We start from the raw sequence: 19,532 nt of genomic DNA, 5'->3' as shown, positions 1-19,532 counted from the left end.
GTCAGGCTCTGGTGAGGACGAGGACGGCGTTGTGGCCGCCGAACCCCAGCGAGGAGGTCGCCGCACACTCCAGCCGCGCGGGGCGGGCGGACCCGGCCACCACTTCGACGGGCACGCGCGGATCCTGTACGTCCAGGTTCACCGTCGGTGGTACCACCTGCTCCTCCAGGGCCAGGGCGGTCAGGGCGGCTTCGATGCCGCCGGTGGCGCCCAGGGCGTGTCCGGTCATGGCTTTGGTGGAGGTGACGAGCGGGCGGTCCCCGAGGACGCGGTGCAGGGCCGCGCTTTCGACGAGGTCGTTCATGACCGTGGAGGTGCCGTGCGCGTTGACGTGGCCGATGTCCGTGGCGGCGACGTGGGCGTCGGCCAGCGCGGCCCGCAGGGCACGTTCGATGCCGTGCCCGTTCTCGTCGGGGGCCACGGCGGAGAGGGCGTCGCTGGAGGACCCGTACCCGGCCAGGTGCGCCCGGACGGTGGCGCCGCGGTCCCGGGCGTGTTCGGGGCGTTCCAGGACCAGCAGTCCGGCTCCTTCGCCGACGACGAAGCCGTCCCGGCCGATGTCGAACGGCCGGCAGGCGGTGGTCGGGTCGTCCACCCGGGTGGACAGCGCCCTCATCCGGCAGGTGCCGGCGAACATCAGCCGTGAGCGCAGGGACTCGGCTCCGCCCGCCACGGCGATGTCGCAGCGGTCGGCGCGCAGCCAGCCGAGTGCGGTGCCGATGGCGTCGGTGCCCGAAGCGCAGGCCGTGCTGACCGTCAGGCTCGGACCTCGTGCCCCGAGGTCCTGGCAGACGCCGCTCGTGGCGTTGTCGGGCATGCTCAGCGGGGCGACTTTCGGTGCGACCTTGCGGGCACCGCGTTCGTTCAGGACGGCTTGCTGCTCGTCGTAGTAGAGCAGGCCGCCGTGGGCCGTCCCCACGACGGCCGCGACGCGGGTGCCGTCCCAGGTGTCCGGGTCGAGGCCCGCGTCGGCCACGGCTTCGCGGGCCGCGATGACGGCGAGCCGGGCGAAACGGTCGAGGAGCAGGGTGGCCCGGCCGAGCCGCGCCTCGATGTCGAGCCCTTCCACCGTGTACATGAAATCGCAGGGCAGGTCCCGCAGGAATTCCGGCTTGCGCACTCCCCGGGGGGCCCGGGCGGTGGTGATTTCGTGCCACGTCTCCTTGGCGTCGCGGCCCGCCGCGGTCACGAGGCCGATCCCCGTCACCGCGGCGGCGCGGGGCCCCGCGCTCCCCGCCGTCACACCGCCGCCTGCACGCACACGACATCCATGAGCTGCCGCACGGTACTGCGGGAGCTGAGCTGTGCGTTCTCCAGGTCGATGTCCAGTTCGTCCTCGAGCACCAGCAGCAGGTGCTCCAGGGCGAGCGAGTCGATGTGCAGTCGGTGCAGCGGTACATCAGGCTGCACCGCCTCCGGGGCGAGGTGGTACACCCTGGTCAGTACGGCCGTGACCCGGTCTGCGACATCCGTCAACTGCTGCTCCTTGCGGGGAGTGGTCGAAATGAGGCCGGCCGGCTCCGAGCGGCCCTTTGGGCAGCCGCCAGGGGAAGCCGTCTGCTCGGCTGTACCGGCGCGGAGACGCTCGTAAACATTTCCGCCGCATCCGGGGTGAATCCGGCGCAGGGGCACCGCCGGGACGGTGAATGCGGGTGAAACCGCGGTGTAACGAGCGGGCCGTCGTCATGTGGGTGAGTGCACAGGACAACGGACATCAGGGCGGGCCGCCGGGCGTGGGGATCCGCTCCGGTGTCGAGGGTGATCTCGAAGAGCTGACCCGGATCTACAACCATTACGTCGTCGAGACGCCGGTCACCTTCGACATCGAGCCGTTCACCGTGGAGCAGCGGCGTCCGTGGCTGCTGGAGCACCCGGACGCCGGGCCGCATCGGCTGCTCGTGGCCGAGCTGGGCGGGGAGCTCCTCGGGTATGCGACGAGCAGTGCTTTTCGGCCGAAACACGCGTACGCGACCTCCGTGGAGACCACCGTGTACGTGGCGCCGGAGCACACGGGGCGCGGTGTCGGCGGGCTGCTGTACGCCGCGCTGTTCGAGGTACTGGAGCGGGAGGACGTCCATATGGCGCTCGCGGGGCTGACGGTGCCCAATGAGGCGTCACGGCGGCTTCATGAGCGGTTCGGGTTCCGGCCCGTCGGGGTCTATGAGCAGGTCGGTCGCAAGTTCGGGAGGTACTGGGACGTGGCGTGGTTCCAGCGACAACTGTCGCGGGAGGGGTGACCGGGTCCTTCAGGTCAGCCGGCGCGGCCCGCCAGCGCGTCGAGTTCCGGACGGGTGAGGCCCGTCAGCCGGGCGGCCTCGGCCGCGTCGACCGCGCCGCAGTCCACCGCGCGGAGCAGGAAGCCGCTGAGGGCCCGGGCGGTGGCGGGTTCGTCCAGCACCGGGCCGCCGCCGTCGAATGCGCGCGCCGAGGTCCCGTGGGCCGAGCCGCCGCGCGCGGAAGTCCCGTGCGCATAGGCCGCGAGCCGGGCCGCGGCGGGCCCGAGGCCCTCGCGGTAGAAGCCGTACACCGCCGTGTAGCGGCTGGGCAGGTGGCCGGGGTGCATGTCCCAGCCCTGGTAGTAGCCGCGGGCCGACGCCCGGCGTACCAGCGCGTGGTGGTGGCGCCAGGCCGCGTGGACGCGTTCCCTCGGGCCCACCGGGAGGACGTTCGTCGAGCCGTCGGAGAGGCGGACCCCCGTCCCCGCCACGGCGACCTGCATCACGGCCTTGGCGTGGTCGGCGGCCGGATGGTCGGGGGCCTGGTGGGCGGGGGCGATGCCGCAGGCGGCGCTGTAGTCGAAGGTGCCGTAGTGCAGGGCACTCACCCGGCCCTCCCCCGCGTCCAGCAGCCGGGCGACGGTGGCCCGGCCGTCCGGGCCGAGGACCGCCTGCGTCGTCTCGATCTGGACCTCGAAGCGGATCCGGCCGGTGTCCAGGCCGTGCGCCTTCTCGAACTCCCCGGCGACCTCCGCCATCGCCGTGACCTGTTCGGCGTGGGTGACCTTGGGGAGCGTGAGGACGAGCCCCGCCGGCAGCGCTCCGCCCTCGGCCGGGCGACCCGCTCCGGCCCCGGTCGGATGCTCCGTTCCGTCCCCGGCCGGAACCCCCGTTCCGCCCCCGATCAGGAGGCCCGTGAGGAAGACGTCCAGGGTGCGGACGCCCCGGTCCCGGACCGTCGCCTCCATGGACTTGGCGCGGATGCCGACGAACGGCGGCGCGCTGCCGTCCGCGAGCCACCCCGCCGTCAACTCCGCCGCGCGGAGCGCCGCTTCGTCCTCCTCCGCGTCGGAGCGGTGGCCGTAGCCGTCCTCGAAGTCGATCCGCAGGTCCTCCACCGGCTCGCGGGCGAGCTTGGCCCGGACGCGGTCGTGGACGGCGGCGGTGTCGGGGCCGTCCGGCAGGCCGAGGGCGGCGGCCAGGGCCGCGGCGTCGGGGGCGTGCTCGTCGAGGGCGGCCAGGGCCTGTTCGCCCCACGACCGGACGGTGTCCGCGGCGACAACGTCGGCGGGGACGTAGACGGTGTGGACGGGCTGCCGGGTGCCGAGGTCGCCGGGGTAGCGGCGGGCGAGGTCGGCGTCCACGGCGGCGAGGCGGGCCGTGAGGCGTTCCGTCAGCGCGCTGTCGAAGGTCGTCGTCACGCTCCGGTGCACAGGGCCCACCCGCCATTCCGCCGCCGGTTCAACAGTTCGTTGAAGCTAGCCGTGCCCGCGCCCGGCGGTCAACACCCGGAACGCACAGGGCTCCCGTGCGCCGCCGCGCGCGGGAGCCCTGTCGCGAACCCGGGGAGGGATCAGCCCTTGCGGGCCTTGATCTCCTCGGTCAACTGCGGGACGACCTCGAAGAGGTCGCCGACGACGCCGTAGTCGACCAGCTCGAAGATCGGCGCCTCCTCGTCCTTGTTGATGGCGACGATCGTCTTCGAGGTCTGCATGCCGGCCCGGTGCTGGATGGCGCCGGAGATGCCCGCCGCGATGTAGAGCTGCGGGGAGACCGACTTGCCGGTCTGGCCGACCTGGTTGGTGTGCGGGTACCAGCCGGCGTCCACCGCGGCGCGGGACGCGCCGACGGCACCGCCGAGAGAGTCGGCCAGGGCCTCGATGAGCGGGAAGTTCTCGGCACCGTTGACGCCGCGGCCGCCGGAGACCACGATCGCGGCCTCGGTCAGCTCGGGGCGGCCGGTCGACTCGCGCGGGGTGCGGGAGACGACCTTGGTGCCGGTGGCCAGCTCGCCGAAGGTGACGGAGAGCTGCTCGACCGTGCCCGCGGCCGGGGCGGCCTCGGGGGCGGCGGAGTTCGGCTTGACGGTGACGACCGGGGTGCCCTTGGTGACGCGGGACTTGGTGGAGTAGGAGGCCGCGAAGACGGACTGCGTGGCCACCGGGCCCTCGTCGCCGGCCTCCAGGTCGACGGCGTCGGTGATCAGACCGCCGCCGATGCGGAGCGCGAGGCGGGCCGCGATCTCCTTGCCCTCGGCGGAGGAGGGGACGAGCACGGCGACCGGGCTGACGGCCTCGTGCGCGGCCTGGAGGGCGTCGACCTTCGGGACGACCAGGTAGTCGGCGAACTCGGCGGCGTCGGCGGTCAGCACCTTGACGGCGCCGTACTCGCCGAGCACCTTCGCGGCCTCGTCGGCGCCGGCGCCGAGGTGGACGGCGACGGGCTCGCCGATGCGGCGGGCGAGGGTGAGCAGTTCGAGGGTGGGCTTGCGGACGGCGCCGTCCACGTGGTCTACGTAGACGAGGACTTCAGCCATGGCGTTGCTCTCCTGCGAGAAGTGTGCGGGCGGTTGCGGGGTTCCGGGCTCAGACGAACTTCTGGCCCGCGAGGAACTCGGCGAGCTGCTTGCCGCCCTCGCCCTCGTCCTTGACGATCGTGCCGGCCGTGCGGGCCGGACGCTCGGCGGCGCTGTCGACCTTGGTCCAGGCGCCGTCCAGGCCGACCTCCTCCGCCTCGATGCCCAGGTCGGAGAGGTCCAGCGACTCCACCGGCTTCTTCTTCGCGGCCATGATGCCCTTGAAGGAGGGGTAACGCGCCTCGCCCGACTGGTCGGTGACGGAGACGACGGCCGGGAGGGCGGCCTCGAGCTGCTCGGTGGCGGCGTCGCCGTCGCGGCGGCCGGTCACCTTGCCGTCCTCGACCTTGACCTCGGAGAGCAGGGAGACCTGCGGGACGCCCAGGCGCTCGGCGAGCAGGGCCGGGAGCACGCCCATGCCGCCGTCGGTGGAGGCCATGCCGCAGACGACCAGGTCGTAGCCGACGTGCTCGACGGCCTTGGCGAGCACCAGCGAGGTGCCCATGACGTCGGTGCCGTGCAGGTCGTCGTCCTCGACGTGGACGGCCTTGTCCGCACCCATGGACAGCGCCTTGCGGAGCGCGTCCTTGGCGTCCTCGGGGCCGACGGTGAGCACGGTGATCTCCGCGTCATCCGCCGCGTCGGCGATCTGCAGCGCCTGCTCGACCGCGTACTCGTCGAGCTCCGAGAGCAGGCCGTCCACGTCGTCGCGGTCGACGGTCAGGTCCTCGGCGAAGTGCCGGTCGCCGGTGGCGTCGGGCACGTACTTCACACAGACAACGATCCTCAAGCTCACGCCGGCTCTCCTACTGCATCGTCTCTTCGTAGCTGCCTTGGCAGGCAGCATAGGCGCCTTGGGCGGCGGATCCCGGTCGGGGTCGGTCACGCCCACACCGGAATGTTACTCGTCAGTACATCGAGCGTGTCACCCGAGCGCAAGGCCGTTGACCTGTGATGTGCCCAACGCGCGGAGCAGGGACGTCTCAGTCCCGCAAACCGTTGAAGCGTCCCTGGTGGTAGAGGAGGGGACGGCCCGTTCCGGTGTCGTCGCCCGTGACCGCCTCGGCGAGGACGACGCAGTGGTCACCGGCGGGCACCCGGGCCACCACCCGGCACACCAGCCACGCCAGAACCCCCTCCAACAGCGGCACCCCTTCGGGCCCGGCCCGCCATCGGGTGGGCGCGGCGAACCGGTCGGCACCGCTGCGGGCGAAGACGGCGGCCAGCTCCCGCTGGTGCTCGCCGAGTATGTGGACGCCGACGTACTCGGCGTCGGCCAGGACGGGCCAGCTCGACGAGCCGGTGCCGACGCCGAAGGAGACGATCGGGGGCTCGGCGGCCACGGAAGTGAGGGAGGTCGCGGTGAACCCCACCGGGCGGTCGCCCTGCGCGGTGATCACGGCGACGCCGGCGGCGTGCCGGCGGAAGACGGAGCGCAGCAGTGCGGGACCGCCGGTACGGAGGGTGCTGAGGTCGGGCGGGACCGACATGGGCTGTCCCCTTCAAGTCGAGCAAGTCGAGCCGGAGTGGTGCGGTCGCGGGTACTCACGGGCTCGGACGGCGCGCGCCGGTCGTCACCGGTACGTCCACGTACGTGTCTAACTGCGAGAGAAGTCCAGGCCACATGGCGTCACCTTGGCGAGGCGCGGCGAGCGGCGTCAAGGGCCGCCGGGCGGATGGGATTCGGATCACGGTGATCCGTGTCACGCCCTGCCCATCGCCGCCCCGAGTGCCGCGATGACGTGCGCCTTCCGGGGCTCCCCCACGGCGCGACGCACCACCCGGCCGTCGGCGTCGAGGACGAGAACGGTGGGTGTCGCGGAGATGTCCAGGGCCCGGACAAGTCCGAGCCGGGCCTCGGCGTCGATCTCGACGTGCACGACGCCGTCGACCATCGCGGCGACGTCGGCCAGGACCCGCCGGGTGGCCCGGCACGGCTGGCAGAACGCGCTGGAGAACTGCACGAGGGTGGCCCGCACGCCCGGCTCCACCCCGAGCTCGGCGGCGCCCAGCCGCACCGCGCCATCGGGTGCGCCGCTTCCTACCCGCTCCCGTGCGTCGCCGGATGCGCCGCCTTGCCCCCGCCGCCGTGCATCCTCGGGTGCGCCGTTTCCCAACCGTCCCCGCGCGTCATCGGACGTACCGACTTCCCCCCGCCCCCGGACGTCATCGGACGCGCCGTTTCCTGCCCGTCCCCGCACGCCGTCGGATGCGCCGCCCTGTCCCCGTCCCCGTACGTCGCCCACCGTTCCGTCCTCACCTCTGCGCATCGTTCCGTGCGCCTTCGCATCCGCACGTCTTACTTCGCTCCGTTCGGGGCATCCGCTGCCGTGACCACGGTTTTCCGCCCCGAACGGTCCGACGCGGACGCCGCGCCGCGCCGTTCCGTCCAGCACCGCTTCCACCGGAGGAATTCCCGCCGAAACACCCACCACCATCTCCCCCTATCCCGACAAAACGGACGACGTGATGAGGATCTCCCGGCGGAGACCCGCCGCCGACTGGCCCGCGGGCCGGACATTCGGGCACGATCTGCCGGAAGCCGCCACCCTACGGCTGCGTAACTTCAGCGGGAGCATCCTCCCCAGGCCCCCGAAGGACATTCCCGATATGGCAGAGCTCGTCTACCCCCCGGTGATCGGCGCCGTCCGCACCCTGTTCAAGGCCGCCGACCTGCGCCTCGACGTACAGGGCACCGAGCACGTGCCACAGCGCGGCGGGGCGGTGCTGGTGAGCAACCACATCGGCTATCTCGACTTCCTCTTCTGCGGGCTCGCCGCCCGGCCGGCCAAGCGGCTGGTGCGCTTCATGGCCAAGGAGTCGGTCTTCCGGCACAAGGTCTCGGGGCCGCTGATGCGGGCGATGAAGCACATCCCCGTCGACCGCTCGGCGGGGCTCGACGCGTACAAGCACGCGCTCGCGGCGCTGCGCTCCGGTGAGATCGTCGGGGTGTTCCCGGAAGCGACGATCTCCCCCTCGTTCACCCTGAAGACCTTCAAGTCCGGCGCGGCACGGCTGGCCCAGGAGGCCGGTGTCCCGCTGCTGCCGATGGCCCTGTGGGGCACACAGCGCCTGTGGACCAAGGGGCGCAAGCGGGACCTGGGCCGCAGCCATATACCCGTGGCGATCCGGGTGGGCGCTCCCGTCGAAGCGGACCCCGACGAGCCGGCCGAGAAGGTCACCGAGCGGCTGCGGGCCCGGGTGCAGGAGCTGCTGGAGGCGGCACAGCGGGCGTACCCGGTGCGGCCGAAGGGCCCGGACGACACCTGGTGGATCCCGGCCCACCTGGGCGGGACGGCCCCGACACCGGCGCAGGTGGCGGCGCTGGAAGGCGTCTGAGGGCACCGGAGGCCCGTCCTCGCGTGACATGACCGCGTCCTCGCATGACGTGGCGAAGGCCCCGCACCGGTCCGGTGCGGGGCCTTCGACGTGCGGAGGACGGGGGCGTCAGCCCCGGGTCATCTCCTCCTTCACCAGGGCGACGAACGCGTCCACGTCGTCCTCCGTGGTGTCGAAGGCGCACATCCAGCGGACGTCGCCCGCCGCCTCGTCCCAGAAGTAGAAGCGGTACCGCTTCCGCAGGCGTTCGCTCACCTCGTGCGGCAGGCGGGCGAAGACGGCGTTCGACTCGACGGGGTGCAGCACCTCGACGCCGTCCACGGCGCGGACGCCCTCGGCGAGGCGGGCGGCCATGGCGTTGGCGTGCGAGGCGCCGCGCAGCCAGAGGTCACCGGCCAGCAGGGCCTCGAACTGCACCGAGACGAACCGCATCTTGGAGGCCAACTGCATCGACAGCTTGCGCAGGTGCTTCATCGCCTTGACCGCGCCGGGGTTGAGCACGACGACGCACTCGCCGAACAGCAGGCCGTTCTTGGTGCCGCCGAAGGAGAGCAGGTCGACGCCGGCGTCGGTGGTGAAGGCGCGCAGCGGGACGCCCAGCGTGGCCGCCGCGTTGGCGGCGCGCGAGCCGTCCAGGTGGACCTTCATGCCCCGCTCGTGGGCGTGGTCGCAGATCTCCCGGATCTCCTCGGGCGTGTAGCAGGTGCCGAGTTCGGTGGTCTGGGCGATCGAGACGACCTGCGGCTGCGCCCGGTGCTCGTCGTCCCAGCCCCACGCCTCGCGGTCGATGAGGTCGGGCGTGAGCTTGCCGTGCGGGGTGGGCACGGTGAGCAGCTTCAGCCCGCCGACGCGCTCGGGCGCGCCGCACTCGTCGACGTTGATGTGGGCCGAGTCCGCGCAGATCACCGCGCCCCACCGCTCCGTCACCGCCTGGAGGGCGACGACGTTGGCACCCGTCCCGTTGAAGACGGGGAACACCTCGGCGGTGGGCCCGAAGTGGGAGCGGAACACCTCCTGGAGGTGGGCGGTGTACTCGTCCTCCCCGTACGCGATCTGGTGGCCCCCGTTGGCGAGGGCGAGGGCCGCGAGGACCTCCGGGTGCGCGCCGGCGTAGTTGTCACTGGCGAAGCCGCGGACCCGGGGGTCGTGCCGGCGTATCGCGTCGGTCTCGCTCACGGTTGGGGAGTCAGCCACAGACGGGTTCCGTTCACTTCGGTGGCGGGCTTCTCCCAGACACCGACGATGGCCGCGGCCAGGTCCTTGACGTCGGTGAAGCCCGCGAATTTCGCGTTGGGGCGCTCGGCGCGCATGGCGTCGTGCACCAGGGCCTTGATGATCACTACGGTGGCGGCGGCGGCCGGACCACCGCCCTCCGCGGGGTCTCCGCCGGCCTTGCGGAAGGCGTCGGCCAGGGCGAGGGTCCATGCCTCGGCCGCGGACTTGGCGGCGGCGTACGCGGCGTTGCCCGCCGTGGGCTTGCTCGCGCCGGCCGCGCTGACCAGCACGTACCGGCCGTTGCCACTGCGGTTGAGGGCGCCCTCGAAGGCCAGCGAGGTGTGCTGGACCGTACGGATGAGCAGCTTCTCCAGCAGCTCCCAGTCGGCGAGGTCCGTCTCGGCGAAGGTGGCCGAGCCACGCCAGCCGCCCACCAGGTGGACCAGGCCGTCGACGCGCCCGAACTCCTTCTCCGTGCGCTCGGCCCAGACGCGGGTGGCGTCGAGGTCGAGCAGGTCCACGGTGTCGCCGATGACGGTGGCGCCGCCATGGGCGTAGCGGGCCGCGTCCACCGCCTCGGCGAGGCGGGCCGCGTCCGCGTCGGCGGCGACGACCGTCGCCCCCGCCTCGGCCAGCCGCAGCAGGGCCGCCCGTCCCGCCGGGCCGGCGGCTCCCGCCACCGCCACGACGGCACCGTCCAGCCGGCCGTCGCCGTTGGTCGGAGTGCTCATGGTCCTCGCCTCCTCGTTCCCCGCGCTGTTCTCAGTGGTCCCCACGCCGTTCTCGGTGCTCACGCGGCCACCTTCGCCACGCTCGCCGCGGTGATCCCCTTGGTCGAGGCGATCACGGTACGCAGCTTCTTGGCAAGGGCCTCGTAGAACATGCTGAGCGGGAACTCGTCCGGAAGCACGTCGTCCACGAGCTTGCGCGGCGGCAGGCTCAGGTCGAGGGCGTCGGGGCCCTTGGCCCAGGTGGAGCCGGGGTGCGGGGCGAGGTAGGTCGAGACCAGGTCGTAGGCGGCGAGCCAGTGGACGAGCTTGGGCCGGTCGATGCCGTCGCGGTACAGCTTCTCGATCTCGCCGCAGAGCTGGTTGGTGATCCGCGGGGCGCGGTCCCAGTCGATGTGGAGGGTGTTGTCCGTCCAGCGTACGACGTCGTGCCGGTGCAGGTAGGCGAAGAGGAGCTGGCCGCCGAGGCCGTCGTAGTTGCGGATGCGCTCGCCGGTGACCGGGAAGCGGAACATCCGGTCGAAGAGCACGGCGAACTGCACGTCACGGCCCTGCGCGTAGCCGTCGGCCTCCAGCTTCACGGCCTCCTTGAAGGCGGTGAGGTCGCAGCGCAGCTCCTCCAGGCCGTACATCCAGAACGGCTGCCGCTGCTTGATCATGAAGGGGTCGAACGGCAGGTCGCCGTGGCTGTGCGTCCGGTCGTGGACCATGTCCCAGAGGACGAACGCCTGCTGGCAGCGCTCCTGGTCGTCCAGCATGGCGGCGATGTCGCCGGGGAGCTCCAGACCGAGGATGTCCACCGCCGCCTCGGTGACCCGGCGGAAGCGGGCGGCCTCGCGGTCGCAGAAGATGCCGCCCCAGGTGAACCGGTCGGGGGCCTCGCGGACGGCGATGGTCTCCGGGAAGAGGACCGCCGAGTTGGTGTCGTAGCCCGCCGTGAAGTCCTCGAAGGTGATGCCGAGGAAGAGGGGGTTGTCGTAGCGCGTGCGCTCCAGCTCCGCCAGCCACTCCGGCCACACCACGCGCAGGACGACGGCCTCCAGGTTGCGGTCCGGGTTGCCGTTCTGGGTGTACATGGGGAAGACGACCAGGTGCTGGCGGCCGTCGACGCGCCGTTCGGCGGGCCGGAAGGCGAGCAGCGAGTCCAGGAAGTCCGGCACGCCGAACCCGGAGTCCGCCCATTTCCGCAGGTCGGAGACGAGGGCGGCGTGGTAAGCGGCGTCGTGCGGAAGAAGCGGCGAGAGCTGCTCGACGGCGGTGACGATCCGCTCCGTCTCGGCCCGTACGAGGTCACCCGGCGGTGCGCCGTCGGCCTCCAGGTCGATCGAGCCGTCGGCGGACTGCCACGGCCGGATGGTCTCGACGGCGTCCTTGAGCTGCGTCCAGGCGGGGTGCCCGGTGACGCTCTCCACGGACGCCTCGGACGATTCGTCGGCGGCTATCGCCCTTGACGCGAGAATTTCCGTCATGACAACCCCTTCCCTGGAGAACCTGGCGTTAAGACACCGTATCCATGCGTGGTTCTCCTCCTCAAGGGGTGCTGCTGCAAATTATCCTGCGGGCCCCGGGGGGCCGCCGTGGTTTTTCCTGTCGGAGGCTGTCGTTTGCGTGTGGTTGCCGGATGCTGAGCGTCCGCATCCGGTGGCCCGCCGGCGAAGCCCCGGATACGGGCGCTCCGCCGGGCGGCCCGGGCGCTGCGGCCGGGCGTGACGGGCCTGGGGGTCACGGCCGGGCGTCACGACTGGCCGTCACGACCGGGACAGGTCCTTCACCAGCAGCTCGAATTCCAGGTCGTCGCGGCGCGGTATGCCGAAGCGCTCGTCGCCGTACGGGAACGGGAGTGTCCGCCCGGTCCGCCGGTAGCCCCGCCGCTCGTACCAGGCGATCAGTTCCTCACGCTGCCGGATCACCGTCATGTGCATCTCCCGGACGCCCCACTCGGCCCCTGCGATCCGCTCGGCCTCGGTGAGCATCACCCGGCCGAGCCCCGCTCCCTGGAGGGCCGGCCGGACGGCGAACATGCCGAAGTAGGCGTGCTCACCGCGGTGTTCGATGTGGCAGCAGGCGGCGGGACCCACGGGGCCCTCGGGGTGCTCGGCCAGCAGCACCCTGCTGCCCTCGGCGGTCACCACGGCTTCGACGCCGTCCTTGTCGGTGCGCTGTCCGTCCAGGAGGTCCGCCTCCGTGGTCCAGCCCGCGCGGCTGGCGTCCCCGCGGTAGGCGGACTCGATCAGGGGCACGAGCGCGGGGACGTCGGCCGCGGTCGCGGCGCGGATCACCGGCCGGTCCCGGCCGGGGCGGGCGGTCTCCATGGCTTCCATGGCGTTCCGGGGGTCCTTTCCTCGGGTTGCGTCGCTCCCGAGACTAACCGCAGGCGGATGCGTACAGTCGGACGGCATGGTGCACGTACTGAGCGGCAGGGTGTTGCTGAGGCCGACCGATCCGGAGCGCTCACGGGCGTTCTACGGCGGGGCGTTGGGCCTCGCCGTCTACCGGGAGTTCGGCACGGGACCGGAGCGCGGCACCGTCTACTTCCTGGGCGGCGGGTTCCTGGAGGTCTCGGGCCGCGCGGACGCGCCACCGGCGCCGGGGCTGGAGTTGTGGACGCAGGTGGCCGATGTCGCGGCGGCCCATGACGAGCTCCGGGAACGCGGGGTGCGGATCCTGCGGCCGCCGGAGCGGATGCCGTGGGGGCTGATCGAGATGTGGATCGCCGATCCGGACGGGGTGCGCATCGCGGTGGTGGAGGTGCCGGAGGACCACCCGCTGCGGTACCGGCCCGGCCTCTGAGCTCTTCTTCCCACCCTGCGGATCTGCCGTGCGGGCCTGCCGTGCGGGCCTGCCGTGCGGGCCTGCCGTGCGGGCCTGCCGTGCGGGCCTGCCGTGCGGGCCTGCCGTGCGGGCCTGCCGTGTGGGCCTCTCGCGCGAGGCCGTGCCCGGGGCACTGCGGGGCGCGTCGCCGAGGCGCCGTGCCCCCGCCATGCGCCCGTGCGCTCCCGTACGAACCCCCCGACGCGGGCATTCTGCCCAGGGAAGCACGCGTCGGGGAGGTGTGGGGTGCACGGACCACCGCTGGTCGGGTGGCTGCTGGTGGTGGTGGGCACCGCGGCGGGCGCGTACTGCCTGCACCGGGCCCGGTCCGGCGCGGCGGGGGAGCGCCGGGCCGCCCGGGACGACGCGGTGATGGGGCTGGGCATGGCGGCCATGGCGGCCCCGGTCGCGGGGCCCGCGGGGTGGCCGTGGGGCGCGGTGGCGTTCGCCGTGCTGTTCGGAGCCGTGGGGGCGCACGCGCTGGTCGCGGCCCGGCGTGGCGCCGACGCCCACCGGCTGCACCACGCGGTGGGTTCGTTCGCGATGGTGTACATGGCGCTCGCCATGGCCGGCACGTCCGCGGGCGGCCACGGCGATGACAGCGGCAGTGGCCACGCATCCGGCCATCACCCGGCGGGCACACCGCTGTTGACGGGGTTGCTGCTGGTGTACTTCGCGGTGTACGTGGTGCGGACGCTCGCCGCGATCGTTCCGGTGCCGGCGGCGGGGACGACGTCCGGAGCGGCGTCCGGGATGGGTTCCGGGCTGGGTTCCGGCATGGCCTCCGGAATGGCTTCCGGCGTCGCCGCGGGGGCGGCTCCCCCGGGCCTGCCCCCGGATGAGGCGGCGGCGCCGACACGCGACCGGTTCGAACTGACCGGCGCCTGCCGGGTTTCCATGGGGATAGGGATGCTGGCGATGCTGTTGACGATGTGAGGGGTGCGCGGGACGCCCTCGATCCTGCCCGGCCCCTCCCGCGTGGGCCCTGCCACTGCACGGGGACGTGTAGGTCGTCTACTGTCTGCCCCAGCACTGGACCCACAGGACTCCACGCCGCCGTGGACGAATCCGAGGGAAGGCACACCCATGCTCGTCCCGCTCGCGCTGCTGGCCCTCGCCGCGCTGCTCGCCTCGCTCGCCCCCCGTGTCCTGGCCCGCGCCGACTGGCCCGACCGAGAGCCGGTACTGGCCCTGTGGGTGTGGCAGTGCGTGGTGGCGGCCGTGCTGCTGTGCTGCGCGCTCGCCATGGCCCTGAGCGCCGCCGCGGCCTGGAGTGCCGTGCGCGGCAATGTGTTCGCCCCCGCGCCCAGCGCCGTCATCGAGGCCTACGCCCTGGGCGGCTACGGCGCGTTGGCCGCGCCGATCGCCGTCGTGCTCGCCTGCGGGGCGGTCTGGACGGCCGCCATGCTCACCCGCGAGATCCGCGGCGCCCGCGCCCGCCGCAGGCAGCGCCGGGCCGGCCTCCTCGTCCGCTCGCCCCGGCTGCCCGGCGAGGAGCCGGACGGCGAGCGGCTGGTGCTGCTCGAGTGCGACCGGCCGGACGCGTGGCTGCTGCGCGGCGGTCCCGCGCCGCAGCTCGTCGTCACCACCGGGGCGCTGCGCCGGCTCGACGACTCCCAGCTCGACGCGCTCCTCGCCCACGAGCAGGGGCATGTGCGGGCGCGCCACGACTGGCTGCTGCACTGTTCCTCCGCCCTCGCCAACGGCTTCCCCCAGGTGCCCGTCTTCGCCGCCTTCCGGGACCGGGTGCACCATCTGGTGGAGCTGGCGGCGGACGATGTCGCCTCGCGGCGGTTCGGGCGGCTGACGACGGCGCTCGCGCTCGTCGAACTGAACGAGGACCGGGGGGTGTTCGATCCCTGCGCGGCTCGTACCTCGCAGGTGCCCGGCCGGGTGGACCGCCTCCTCGCCCCCGCCCCACGCCTCACCCCGGCCCACCGCCTCCGTGTGACCGCCACGGCGGCGCTGGTTCCGTTCGTTCCGGTGCTGGTCACGTTCGTGCCGGGGTTGCGGGCGCTGGGGTAGCGCCTGCGGCGGGCCGTGCCCCGGTCCCGCCCTTTCACCGTTTCTTGCGGGGGGGCAAGCCCCCCCCGCACCCCGGAACCCTCACCCGCCGGACGGACTATCCGGACGGACCATGCCGACCCGTCCGACGGGTGACGGGTCCGAGGCTCAGCAAGCCGCCGTCAACTCCCCGATCCGCTCCGGGAAGTCCGGCTGCGGCAGCGGCAGATCGACCTCCTCGACGAAGCCGAGCGCGTCCGGCACGTACGCGATCACCGCCGTCGCCGCGGGCGAGAACCCCTCCCCCTCCCGCAGCCCGTCGAGCATCTGCAGCGCCATGTTGAGATCGTTCCGGTCGATCTCCTCCGGAGTCTCGGGCATCAGCGCCTCCAACCCCGCCTGCCGCCGCCACAGTTCCGCCTCCCGCCGCTCGCCGAGCGCCATGTGGTGCAGGTAGAGGCAGCAGGCGGCGCCGGTGTCGTCGGCGCCGGCGCCGAACTGCCACCAGAAGCGGGCACTGTCCTCGCGGTCGGCGAGCTGGAGGACGCAGCCGAGGACGAGGGCGCCCTCGGGTTCGAGGAGGCGGTCGGCGAGGAGGGTGCCGAGCTTGTGGAGGTCGTGGGCGACGACGGTCTTGCAGAGGCTGCGCAACTGGCGGTAGAAGGCGCGGTGGGGCAGGTAGTTGCGCTGGGCGGCCCGTACGGCGGCGGTGCGCGCGGGCTCCATCTGGTCGTCGAAGTACAGCGCGCCGTGCCACATGCGTTCGGTGAGCCGGGCGGCGAGCCGGGCTTCGGCCCGGTCGACCTCCGCGCTCGGGTAGGGGCACGGGTCGAGCCGGGCCTTGGCCAGCACGTGGTCGAGTGTTCCGGCCACCGGTGCTCCTCTTCTCTCTCCAGTCCGAGCGCGTCGTGCAGGCGGTGGCGGGCGTGCCGGGCGGTGGAGCGCACCCCGCCCTCGGTGATGCCCATGATGTCGGCGGTCTCCCGGACGCTGTAGCCGAGGCAGTAGTGCAGGACGATGACGTCGTGCTGGCGGGCCGGCAGGGCGCAGATCGCCTTGTAGACGGACAGGCTCTGCTCCAGTTCGCCGATGGGGTCGACGGCGTGCCGCAGGGCGGTGGTCTCGAAGGCGGCGGTGTCGATGACGGTGGGGCGCCGGCCGCGCGCCCGGGCGCAGTCGATCGTCCGGTGTCTGACCACGGCCCAGGCGTAGGCATTGGGGTTCTCGGTTCTCAGGACCTCGGTCCAGGTGAAGTACAGGTCCTCGAAGGCCTGGTCGACGGCTTCCTCCGCGTCGTGGCGGTTGCCGAGGTAGAGCTCGGCCCAGTGCACGTAGGCGGCGCGGTAGAGCTGGTGGAACGCCCGGTAGTCGGCGGGCAGTCCGGTCACGGGAAACGTACTCGCTCGGGAGGGTGCAGTCACCTCTCGCCTCCCCGCCGCCCGCGGGGGCCGCGGCGCAGTTCGCTGATGCCGATGCGGACACCGGCGGCGGCGGCGCGGCGCAGCAGGGCGAGGGCGTCACTGCCGAAGACGCGTGCGAAGACCGCCGCGCTCAACAGGTCGGCCGTGTGATGTGGGTTCACGGAACTGGTGGTCCCTCCGGTCGTTTTGATCATGTACCGGGCGCGACGGGCCGCTGCCGAGTCCGCCGTGCCGCACGGGGAGGCGTCGCGGTGGCGCGCCCTCTTCCCCTTCGCCGGTAATGGCGTTCGCCGGGGGTGATTCGTGCATCGGACCAACGTAAAGTCTTACGGAAGGTTTCGTTCCGGTCACCCTCGGCCAGGGGGGCGAGGTGACGAAAATCGAAAGTATGCGGGATTAGATCGTCCGGATGGCTCTCGGGACGCGGTGATCCTGAGTAGGGTGGGGTTCACGGCCGGTGAGCGTCCGACCACGCGCGGATCCGGACGCCGCCCGGCACGGGCGAGTTGCGCGATTCCGATGTGGCGTGCCCCGGACGGGGCGGTTCCCGATGTGTTGCGACAGGGTGGCAGGTGAGCATGGTCGCTGGCTCGTTCGAAGGTCGGTACGTGTGGCATCCGGCCGCCGACGACCACGAGTTGGCCCAGGCCTGCGTCGAGGTGCAGGCGGGCCGCTACCACAGCGCGCACGCGATCCTGCACGACGTGCGGGACGACTTCGCCACCCGGGCCCACCGGTCCCTCGTCCTCGCCTCGATGGCGGCCGACTCGGACCTCGCGGAGCGCTGGCTGGCCGAGGAACCCGGCCCGGACGCCGCCCTGTTGTGGGCGCGGGTCGCGATGTTACGGGCGCTGCGGATGGCGGACAGCCGGGACCGCAGGACCGCGTCCCTGCTCCGCATCGCCGAGGCCGCCTGCGACCAGGCCGCGCAGATGGCGCCCAAGGACCCCACCCCCTGGGTGGCCCGGCTGGCGCTGGCCCGGACCGGGCGGGTCCGCGACCCCGCTCCCCCGGGAATGCTCACCGCGCCGTCCGGCCCGTGGTCGCTGTTCTCCCGGGCGCTGACGCTGGACCCGTGGAACCGGGAGGCCCACCACCGCTTCCTGTCCTTCTACTTCGCCCGGCACGGCGGTTCGGCGAGCGCCCGCTGGGACGTGGCCGAGTTCCTGGCCAACCGCGCCCCCGCCAACTCGCCGCTGCGGCTGCTGCCGCTGGTGACGCTGGTGGAGGACTACGACCCCCGCGCCGACCCCTTCGCGGACCGCGCCTGGGGCCAGCGGCGCTGGCGGACGCTCGCGCTGGAGGTCTACGCGCGGTGGCTCCCCGAGGTGCCCGGGTACCGGTTCACTCCGGTCCTGGACCTCGCCTACCTGGCGCACGCGCTCTACATGGCCGGCTGCCTCGACGAGGCCCGTACGGTCTTCACCACCATGGGGCCCTACGCGTCCCGCATGCCGTGGAGCACCTTCGGCAGCCCGGAGGAACAGCTCAGCAAGGCCCGCCGGCGGTGTGGACTGCCGGCACCCGGCTCGCCCTGACGGCCGCCGGGCCGCACCACCGGACGCCGCGTGAGCCCGCCCGGCGTCCGGCCCGTCCCCTGTCCCCTCGCAGAAAGCCGCTGTCCGTGTCGGAGTCCTTCTCCCCCGCTCACGCCCGAGCCCACCGGCAGGCCGCCCACGTCGCGATGGACGACGACGCGACGCTGCACGCCATGGGCTATCCGCGCAAACTCACGCGCAGATTCCGGGCGTTCGACAACTTCGCCATCTCCTTCACCATCATCAACATCCTGTCCGGGATCTTCTCCTCCTTCGGCTTCGGCATGAACGCCGGCGGCCCCCGGATCCTGATCTTCGGCTGGATCGGCGTCTCGGTCATGGTGCTGTTCGTCGGCGCCTCGATGGCCGAGATCGCGTCCGCCTACCCGACCAGCGGTGCGCTCTACTTCTCCGCGGGCAAGCTCGCCAAGCGGCATCAGGGCGCCTGGTCCTGGTACACCGGCTGGCTCAACTTCATCGGGCAGGTGGGCGGCACGGCCGCCACCGACTACGCCGCCGCGACCTTCATCCAGTCGTTCGTCGCCCTGCAGTGGCCGTCGTACGAACCGACGGCCCAGCAGACCGTCGGCATCACCGCCGTCATCCTGCTGATCCAGGCCCTGGCCAACACCTACACCGTCCGGCTGGTCGCCATCGTCAACCGGATCTCGGTGTGGTGGCTGCTGATCGGCCTGGTGGTCATCGTCACCTGTCTGATCACCGTGCCCTCCGAGCACCAGTCCGCCTCCTTCGCCACCCACTTCGTCAACAACACGGGCTTCTCGAACGCGGTCTACGCGGGCATGCTCGGCCTGCTGGTGACGAGCTGGACGTTCACGGGCTTCGACGGCAGCTTCCACATGTCGGAGGAGACCGTCCGGGCCACGGTGAACGCGCCCCGCGGCATCATCCGGGCCATCGGCTGCTCCGCCCTCACCGGCCTGGTCCTGATGCTCGCCCTCGTCTACGCGATCCGCGACTACGCCGCCGAGGCCGCCGCCTCCGCCCCGCCGGTGCAGATCCTCATCGACGCGCTCGGGCTGACCACGGCCAAGCTGCTCCTGCTGCTCGTCATCGGCGCGATGCTGTTCTGCGGGCTGGCCAACATGACCAGCAACACCCGGCAGATCTTCGCCTTCTCGCGCGACGGCGCCATGCCCGGCTCGCGGCTGTGGCACTCGGTCTCCGAGCGCACCCGCACCCCCGTCAAGGCCGTGTGGCTGGCGGCGGCCTGCGCCCTGGTGCTCGTCATCCCCGGCTGGTGGTCGCACGTCGCGTTCACGGCCGTCGTCAGCGTCAACGTCGTCGGCCTCTTCCTCGCCTACGGCGTGCCCATCTTCCTGCGGCTGCGGCTGAAGGACTTCGAGCCCGGGCCGTGGAACCTCGGCCGGTTCGGGCGGCCGGTGGCCTTCGTCGCCGTCGCCTGGATCGTCATCAGCAACCTGCTGTTCATGCTCCCGCAGGCGTCCCCGATCACCGCCGAGTCCTTCAACTACGCGCCGATCGCCCTGGGCGCGGTCCTGCTGATCGCCACGGTGTGGTGGTTCGCGTCCGCGCGGCGGCGCTTCAAGGGGCCGGTCAGCTACGGCAGTCCGGACGAGGTCGCGGCCATGGACCTCATCTGACAATGGACCTCATCTGACACCCGAGCCCCCCTGCCTGGGCCCCCTTCGGGCAGCCCCTCT

General features: G+C 72.5%; 20 protein-coding genes and 1 pseudogene. 7 read left to right on the top strand and 14 right to left on the bottom strand.

What is annotated here, in order from left to right; translation table 11 throughout:
- Position 1: 1 nt before the first annotated feature.
- Together ACZ6X9_RS31445 and ACZ6X9_RS31440 are read right to left on the bottom strand one after the other, a co-directional pair.
- The gene (locus ACZ6X9_RS31445) at positions 2 to 1,243 is read right to left on the bottom strand and encodes a beta-ketoacyl-[acyl-carrier-protein] synthase family protein (protein ID WP_469781439.1); all 1,242 of its coding nucleotides are present in this window, start codon (positions 1,241 to 1,243) and stop codon (positions 2 to 4) included.
- A complete protein-coding gene (locus ACZ6X9_RS31440; protein ID WP_469781418.1) occupies positions 1,240 to 1,476 on the bottom strand; it encodes a phosphopantetheine-binding protein in 237 nt (78 codons plus the stop codon). The genes ACZ6X9_RS31445 and ACZ6X9_RS31440 overlap by 4 nt, the downstream gene beginning before the upstream one ends.
- Positions 1,477 to 1,685: 209 nt before the next feature.
- Between ACZ6X9_RS31440 and ACZ6X9_RS31435 the strand changes: the two genes are divergently transcribed.
- Positions 1,686 to 2,237, top strand: coding sequence for a GNAT family N-acetyltransferase (locus ACZ6X9_RS31435; protein ID WP_469781438.1), 552 nt, complete (start codon positions 1,686 to 1,688; stop codon positions 2,235 to 2,237).
- A gap of 14 nt (positions 2,238 to 2,251) precedes the next feature.
- Here the strand turns inward: ACZ6X9_RS31435 and ACZ6X9_RS31430 are convergent, their stop codons facing one another.
- From ACZ6X9_RS31430 to ACZ6X9_RS31410, 5 genes are all read right to left on the bottom strand, one after another.
- Positions 2,252 to 3,637 carry a DUF6986 family protein gene (locus ACZ6X9_RS31430; protein WP_469781417.1) on the bottom strand — a complete coding sequence of 462 codons (1,386 nt, stop codon included), beginning with the start codon at positions 3,635 to 3,637 and terminating at the stop codon, positions 2,252 to 2,254.
- 152 nt (positions 3,638 to 3,789) lie between these two features.
- On the bottom strand, positions 3,790 to 4,752 hold the full coding sequence (locus ACZ6X9_RS31425) for an electron transfer flavoprotein subunit alpha/FixB family protein (RefSeq protein ID WP_469781416.1): 963 nt from the start codon (positions 4,750 to 4,752) through the stop codon (positions 3,790 to 3,792).
- Between the two features lie 49 nt (positions 4,753 to 4,801).
- Complete coding sequence (locus tag ACZ6X9_RS31420) at positions 4,802 to 5,587, bottom strand: electron transfer flavoprotein subunit beta/FixA family protein (protein ID WP_469781415.1); 786 nt, start codon at positions 5,585 to 5,587, stop codon at positions 4,802 to 4,804.
- A 187-nt stretch (positions 5,588 to 5,774) separates the two neighbouring features.
- On the bottom strand, positions 5,775 to 6,281 hold the full coding sequence (locus tag ACZ6X9_RS31415) for a flavin reductase family protein (protein WP_469781414.1): 507 nt from the start codon (positions 6,279 to 6,281) through the stop codon (positions 5,775 to 5,777).
- Between the two features lie 213 nt (positions 6,282 to 6,494).
- A complete protein-coding gene (locus ACZ6X9_RS31410) occupies positions 6,495 to 6,809 on the bottom strand; it encodes a TlpA family protein disulfide reductase (RefSeq protein ID WP_469781413.1) in 315 nt (104 codons plus the stop codon).
- Positions 6,810 to 7,401: 592 nt separating this feature from the next.
- On the opposite strand from ACZ6X9_RS31410, the gene ACZ6X9_RS31405 reads away from it, so the two are divergent.
- Positions 7,402 to 8,130, top strand: a complete 729-nt coding sequence (locus tag ACZ6X9_RS31405) for a lysophospholipid acyltransferase family protein (protein WP_469781412.1) — start codon at positions 7,402 to 7,404, stop codon at positions 8,128 to 8,130.
- A gap of 108 nt (positions 8,131 to 8,238) precedes the next feature.
- Here ACZ6X9_RS31405 and ACZ6X9_RS31400 read toward each other — a convergent pair whose 3' ends face one another.
- The 4 genes from ACZ6X9_RS31400 to ACZ6X9_RS31385 all read right to left on the bottom strand — a co-directional run bounded on the left by ACZ6X9_RS31400 (position 8,239) and on the right by ACZ6X9_RS31385 (position 12,385).
- Positions 8,239 to 9,324 carry a threonine aldolase family protein gene (locus ACZ6X9_RS31400; protein WP_469781411.1) on the bottom strand — a complete coding sequence of 362 codons (1,086 nt, stop codon included), beginning with the start codon at positions 9,322 to 9,324 and terminating at the stop codon, positions 8,239 to 8,241.
- Positions 9,303 to 10,076 carry an SDR family NAD(P)-dependent oxidoreductase gene (locus ACZ6X9_RS31395; protein WP_469781437.1) on the bottom strand — a complete coding sequence of 258 codons (774 nt, stop codon included), beginning with the start codon at positions 10,074 to 10,076 and terminating at the stop codon, positions 9,303 to 9,305. Before ACZ6X9_RS31395 ends, ACZ6X9_RS31400 begins: the two co-directional genes overlap by 22 nt.
- A 59-nt stretch (positions 10,077 to 10,135) precedes the next feature.
- Positions 10,136 to 11,542 carry a DUF6421 family protein gene (locus tag ACZ6X9_RS31390; RefSeq protein ID WP_469781410.1) on the bottom strand — a complete coding sequence of 469 codons (1,407 nt, stop codon included), beginning with the start codon at positions 11,540 to 11,542 and terminating at the stop codon, positions 10,136 to 10,138.
- Positions 11,543 to 11,821: 279 nt separating this feature from the next.
- Entirely contained in the window at positions 11,822 to 12,385 is a 564-nt protein-coding gene (locus ACZ6X9_RS31385; protein ID WP_469781436.1) for a GNAT family N-acetyltransferase, read from the bottom strand.
- Positions 12,386 to 12,470: 85 nt separating this feature from the next.
- On the opposite strand from ACZ6X9_RS31385, the gene ACZ6X9_RS31380 reads away from it, so the two are divergent.
- The 3 genes from ACZ6X9_RS31380 to ACZ6X9_RS31370 all read left to right on the top strand — a co-directional run bounded on the left by ACZ6X9_RS31380 (position 12,471) and on the right by ACZ6X9_RS31370 (position 14,909).
- Positions 12,471 to 12,863 carry a VOC family protein gene (locus ACZ6X9_RS31380; protein ID WP_469781409.1) on the top strand — a complete coding sequence of 131 codons (393 nt, stop codon included), beginning with the start codon at positions 12,471 to 12,473 and terminating at the stop codon, positions 12,861 to 12,863.
- 267 nt (positions 12,864 to 13,130) lie between these two features.
- Positions 13,131 to 13,820: a DUF5134 domain-containing protein gene (locus tag ACZ6X9_RS31375; protein ID WP_469781408.1), complete on the top strand. Its 690-nt coding sequence runs from the start codon at positions 13,131 to 13,133 to the stop codon at positions 13,818 to 13,820.
- Positions 13,821 to 13,970: 150 nt separating this feature from the next.
- Positions 13,971 to 14,909, top strand: a complete 939-nt coding sequence (locus ACZ6X9_RS31370; RefSeq protein WP_469781407.1) for a M56 family metallopeptidase — start codon at positions 13,971 to 13,973, stop codon at positions 14,907 to 14,909.
- Positions 14,910 to 15,056: 147 nt separating this feature from the next.
- On the opposite strand, the gene ACZ6X9_RS31365 is transcribed toward ACZ6X9_RS31370, so the two are convergent.
- The 3 genes and pseudogenes from ACZ6X9_RS31365 to ACZ6X9_RS31355 form a co-directional block, all read right to left on the bottom strand.
- Positions 15,057 to 15,761: a hypothetical protein gene (locus tag ACZ6X9_RS31365; RefSeq protein ID WP_469781406.1), complete on the bottom strand. Its 705-nt coding sequence runs from the start codon at positions 15,759 to 15,761 to the stop codon at positions 15,057 to 15,059.
- A 41-nt stretch (positions 15,762 to 15,802) separates the two neighbouring features.
- Positions 15,803 to 16,276: pseudogene (locus ACZ6X9_RS31360) on the bottom strand (RNA polymerase sigma factor); the annotation flags it as partial.
- 29 nt (positions 16,277 to 16,305) lie between these two features.
- Positions 16,306 to 16,470: a hypothetical protein gene (locus ACZ6X9_RS31355; protein ID WP_004938510.1), complete on the bottom strand. Its 165-nt coding sequence runs from the start codon at positions 16,468 to 16,470 to the stop codon at positions 16,306 to 16,308.
- A 417-nt stretch (positions 16,471 to 16,887) separates the two neighbouring features.
- Between ACZ6X9_RS31355 and ACZ6X9_RS31350 the strand changes: the two genes are divergently transcribed.
- Positions 16,888 to 17,847: a serine/threonine-protein kinase gene (locus tag ACZ6X9_RS31350; protein WP_469781435.1), complete on the top strand. Its 960-nt coding sequence runs from the start codon at positions 16,888 to 16,890 to the stop codon at positions 17,845 to 17,847.
- A gap of 173 nt (positions 17,848 to 18,020) precedes the next feature.
- Positions 18,021 to 19,472 (top strand): amino acid permease, encoded by a 1,452-nt coding sequence (locus ACZ6X9_RS31345; RefSeq protein ID WP_469781434.1) that lies wholly within the window; start codon positions 18,021 to 18,023, stop codon positions 19,470 to 19,472.
- The last annotated feature ends 60 nt before the right edge of the window (positions 19,473 to 19,532 follow it).

The organism is Streptomyces sp. NPDC052910 (genome assembly GCF_055585605.1).
Note: the sequence above shows the minus strand (reverse complement) of the source record. Positions and strands in the feature narration are given on the sequence as shown.

Coding starts and splice junctions, on each gene's coding strand:
- ACZ6X9_RS31435 (WP_469781438.1), top strand. CDS start 1,686: ATGTGGGTGAGTGCACAGGACAACGGACATCAGGGCGGGCCGCCGGGC.
- ACZ6X9_RS31425 (WP_469781416.1), bottom strand. CDS start 4,752: ATGGCTGAAGTCCTCGTCTACGTAGACCACGTGGACGGCGCCGTCCGC.
- ACZ6X9_RS31415 (WP_469781414.1), bottom strand. CDS start 6,281: ATGTCGGTCCCGCCCGACCTCAGCACCCTCCGTACCGGCGGTCCCGCA.
- ACZ6X9_RS31405 (WP_469781412.1), top strand. CDS start 7,402: ATGGCAGAGCTCGTCTACCCCCCGGTGATCGGCGCCGTCCGCACCCTG.
- ACZ6X9_RS31395 (WP_469781437.1), bottom strand. CDS start 10,076: ATGAGCACTCCGACCAACGGCGACGGCCGGCTGGACGGTGCCGTCGTG.
- ACZ6X9_RS31390 (WP_469781410.1), bottom strand. CDS start 11,542: ATGACGGAAATTCTCGCGTCAAGGGCGATAGCCGCCGACGAATCGTCC.
- ACZ6X9_RS31385 (WP_469781436.1), bottom strand. CDS start 12,385: ATGGAGACCGCCCGCCCCGGCCGGGACCGGCCGGTGATCCGCGCCGCG.
- ACZ6X9_RS31380 (WP_469781409.1), top strand. CDS start 12,471: ATGGTGCACGTACTGAGCGGCAGGGTGTTGCTGAGGCCGACCGATCCG.
- ACZ6X9_RS31370 (WP_469781407.1), top strand. CDS start 13,971: ATGCTCGTCCCGCTCGCGCTGCTGGCCCTCGCCGCGCTGCTCGCCTCG.
- ACZ6X9_RS31350 (WP_469781435.1), top strand. CDS start 16,888: ATGGTCGCTGGCTCGTTCGAAGGTCGGTACGTGTGGCATCCGGCCGCC.
- ACZ6X9_RS31345 (WP_469781434.1), top strand. CDS start 18,021: ATGGGCTATCCGCGCAAACTCACGCGCAGATTCCGGGCGTTCGACAAC.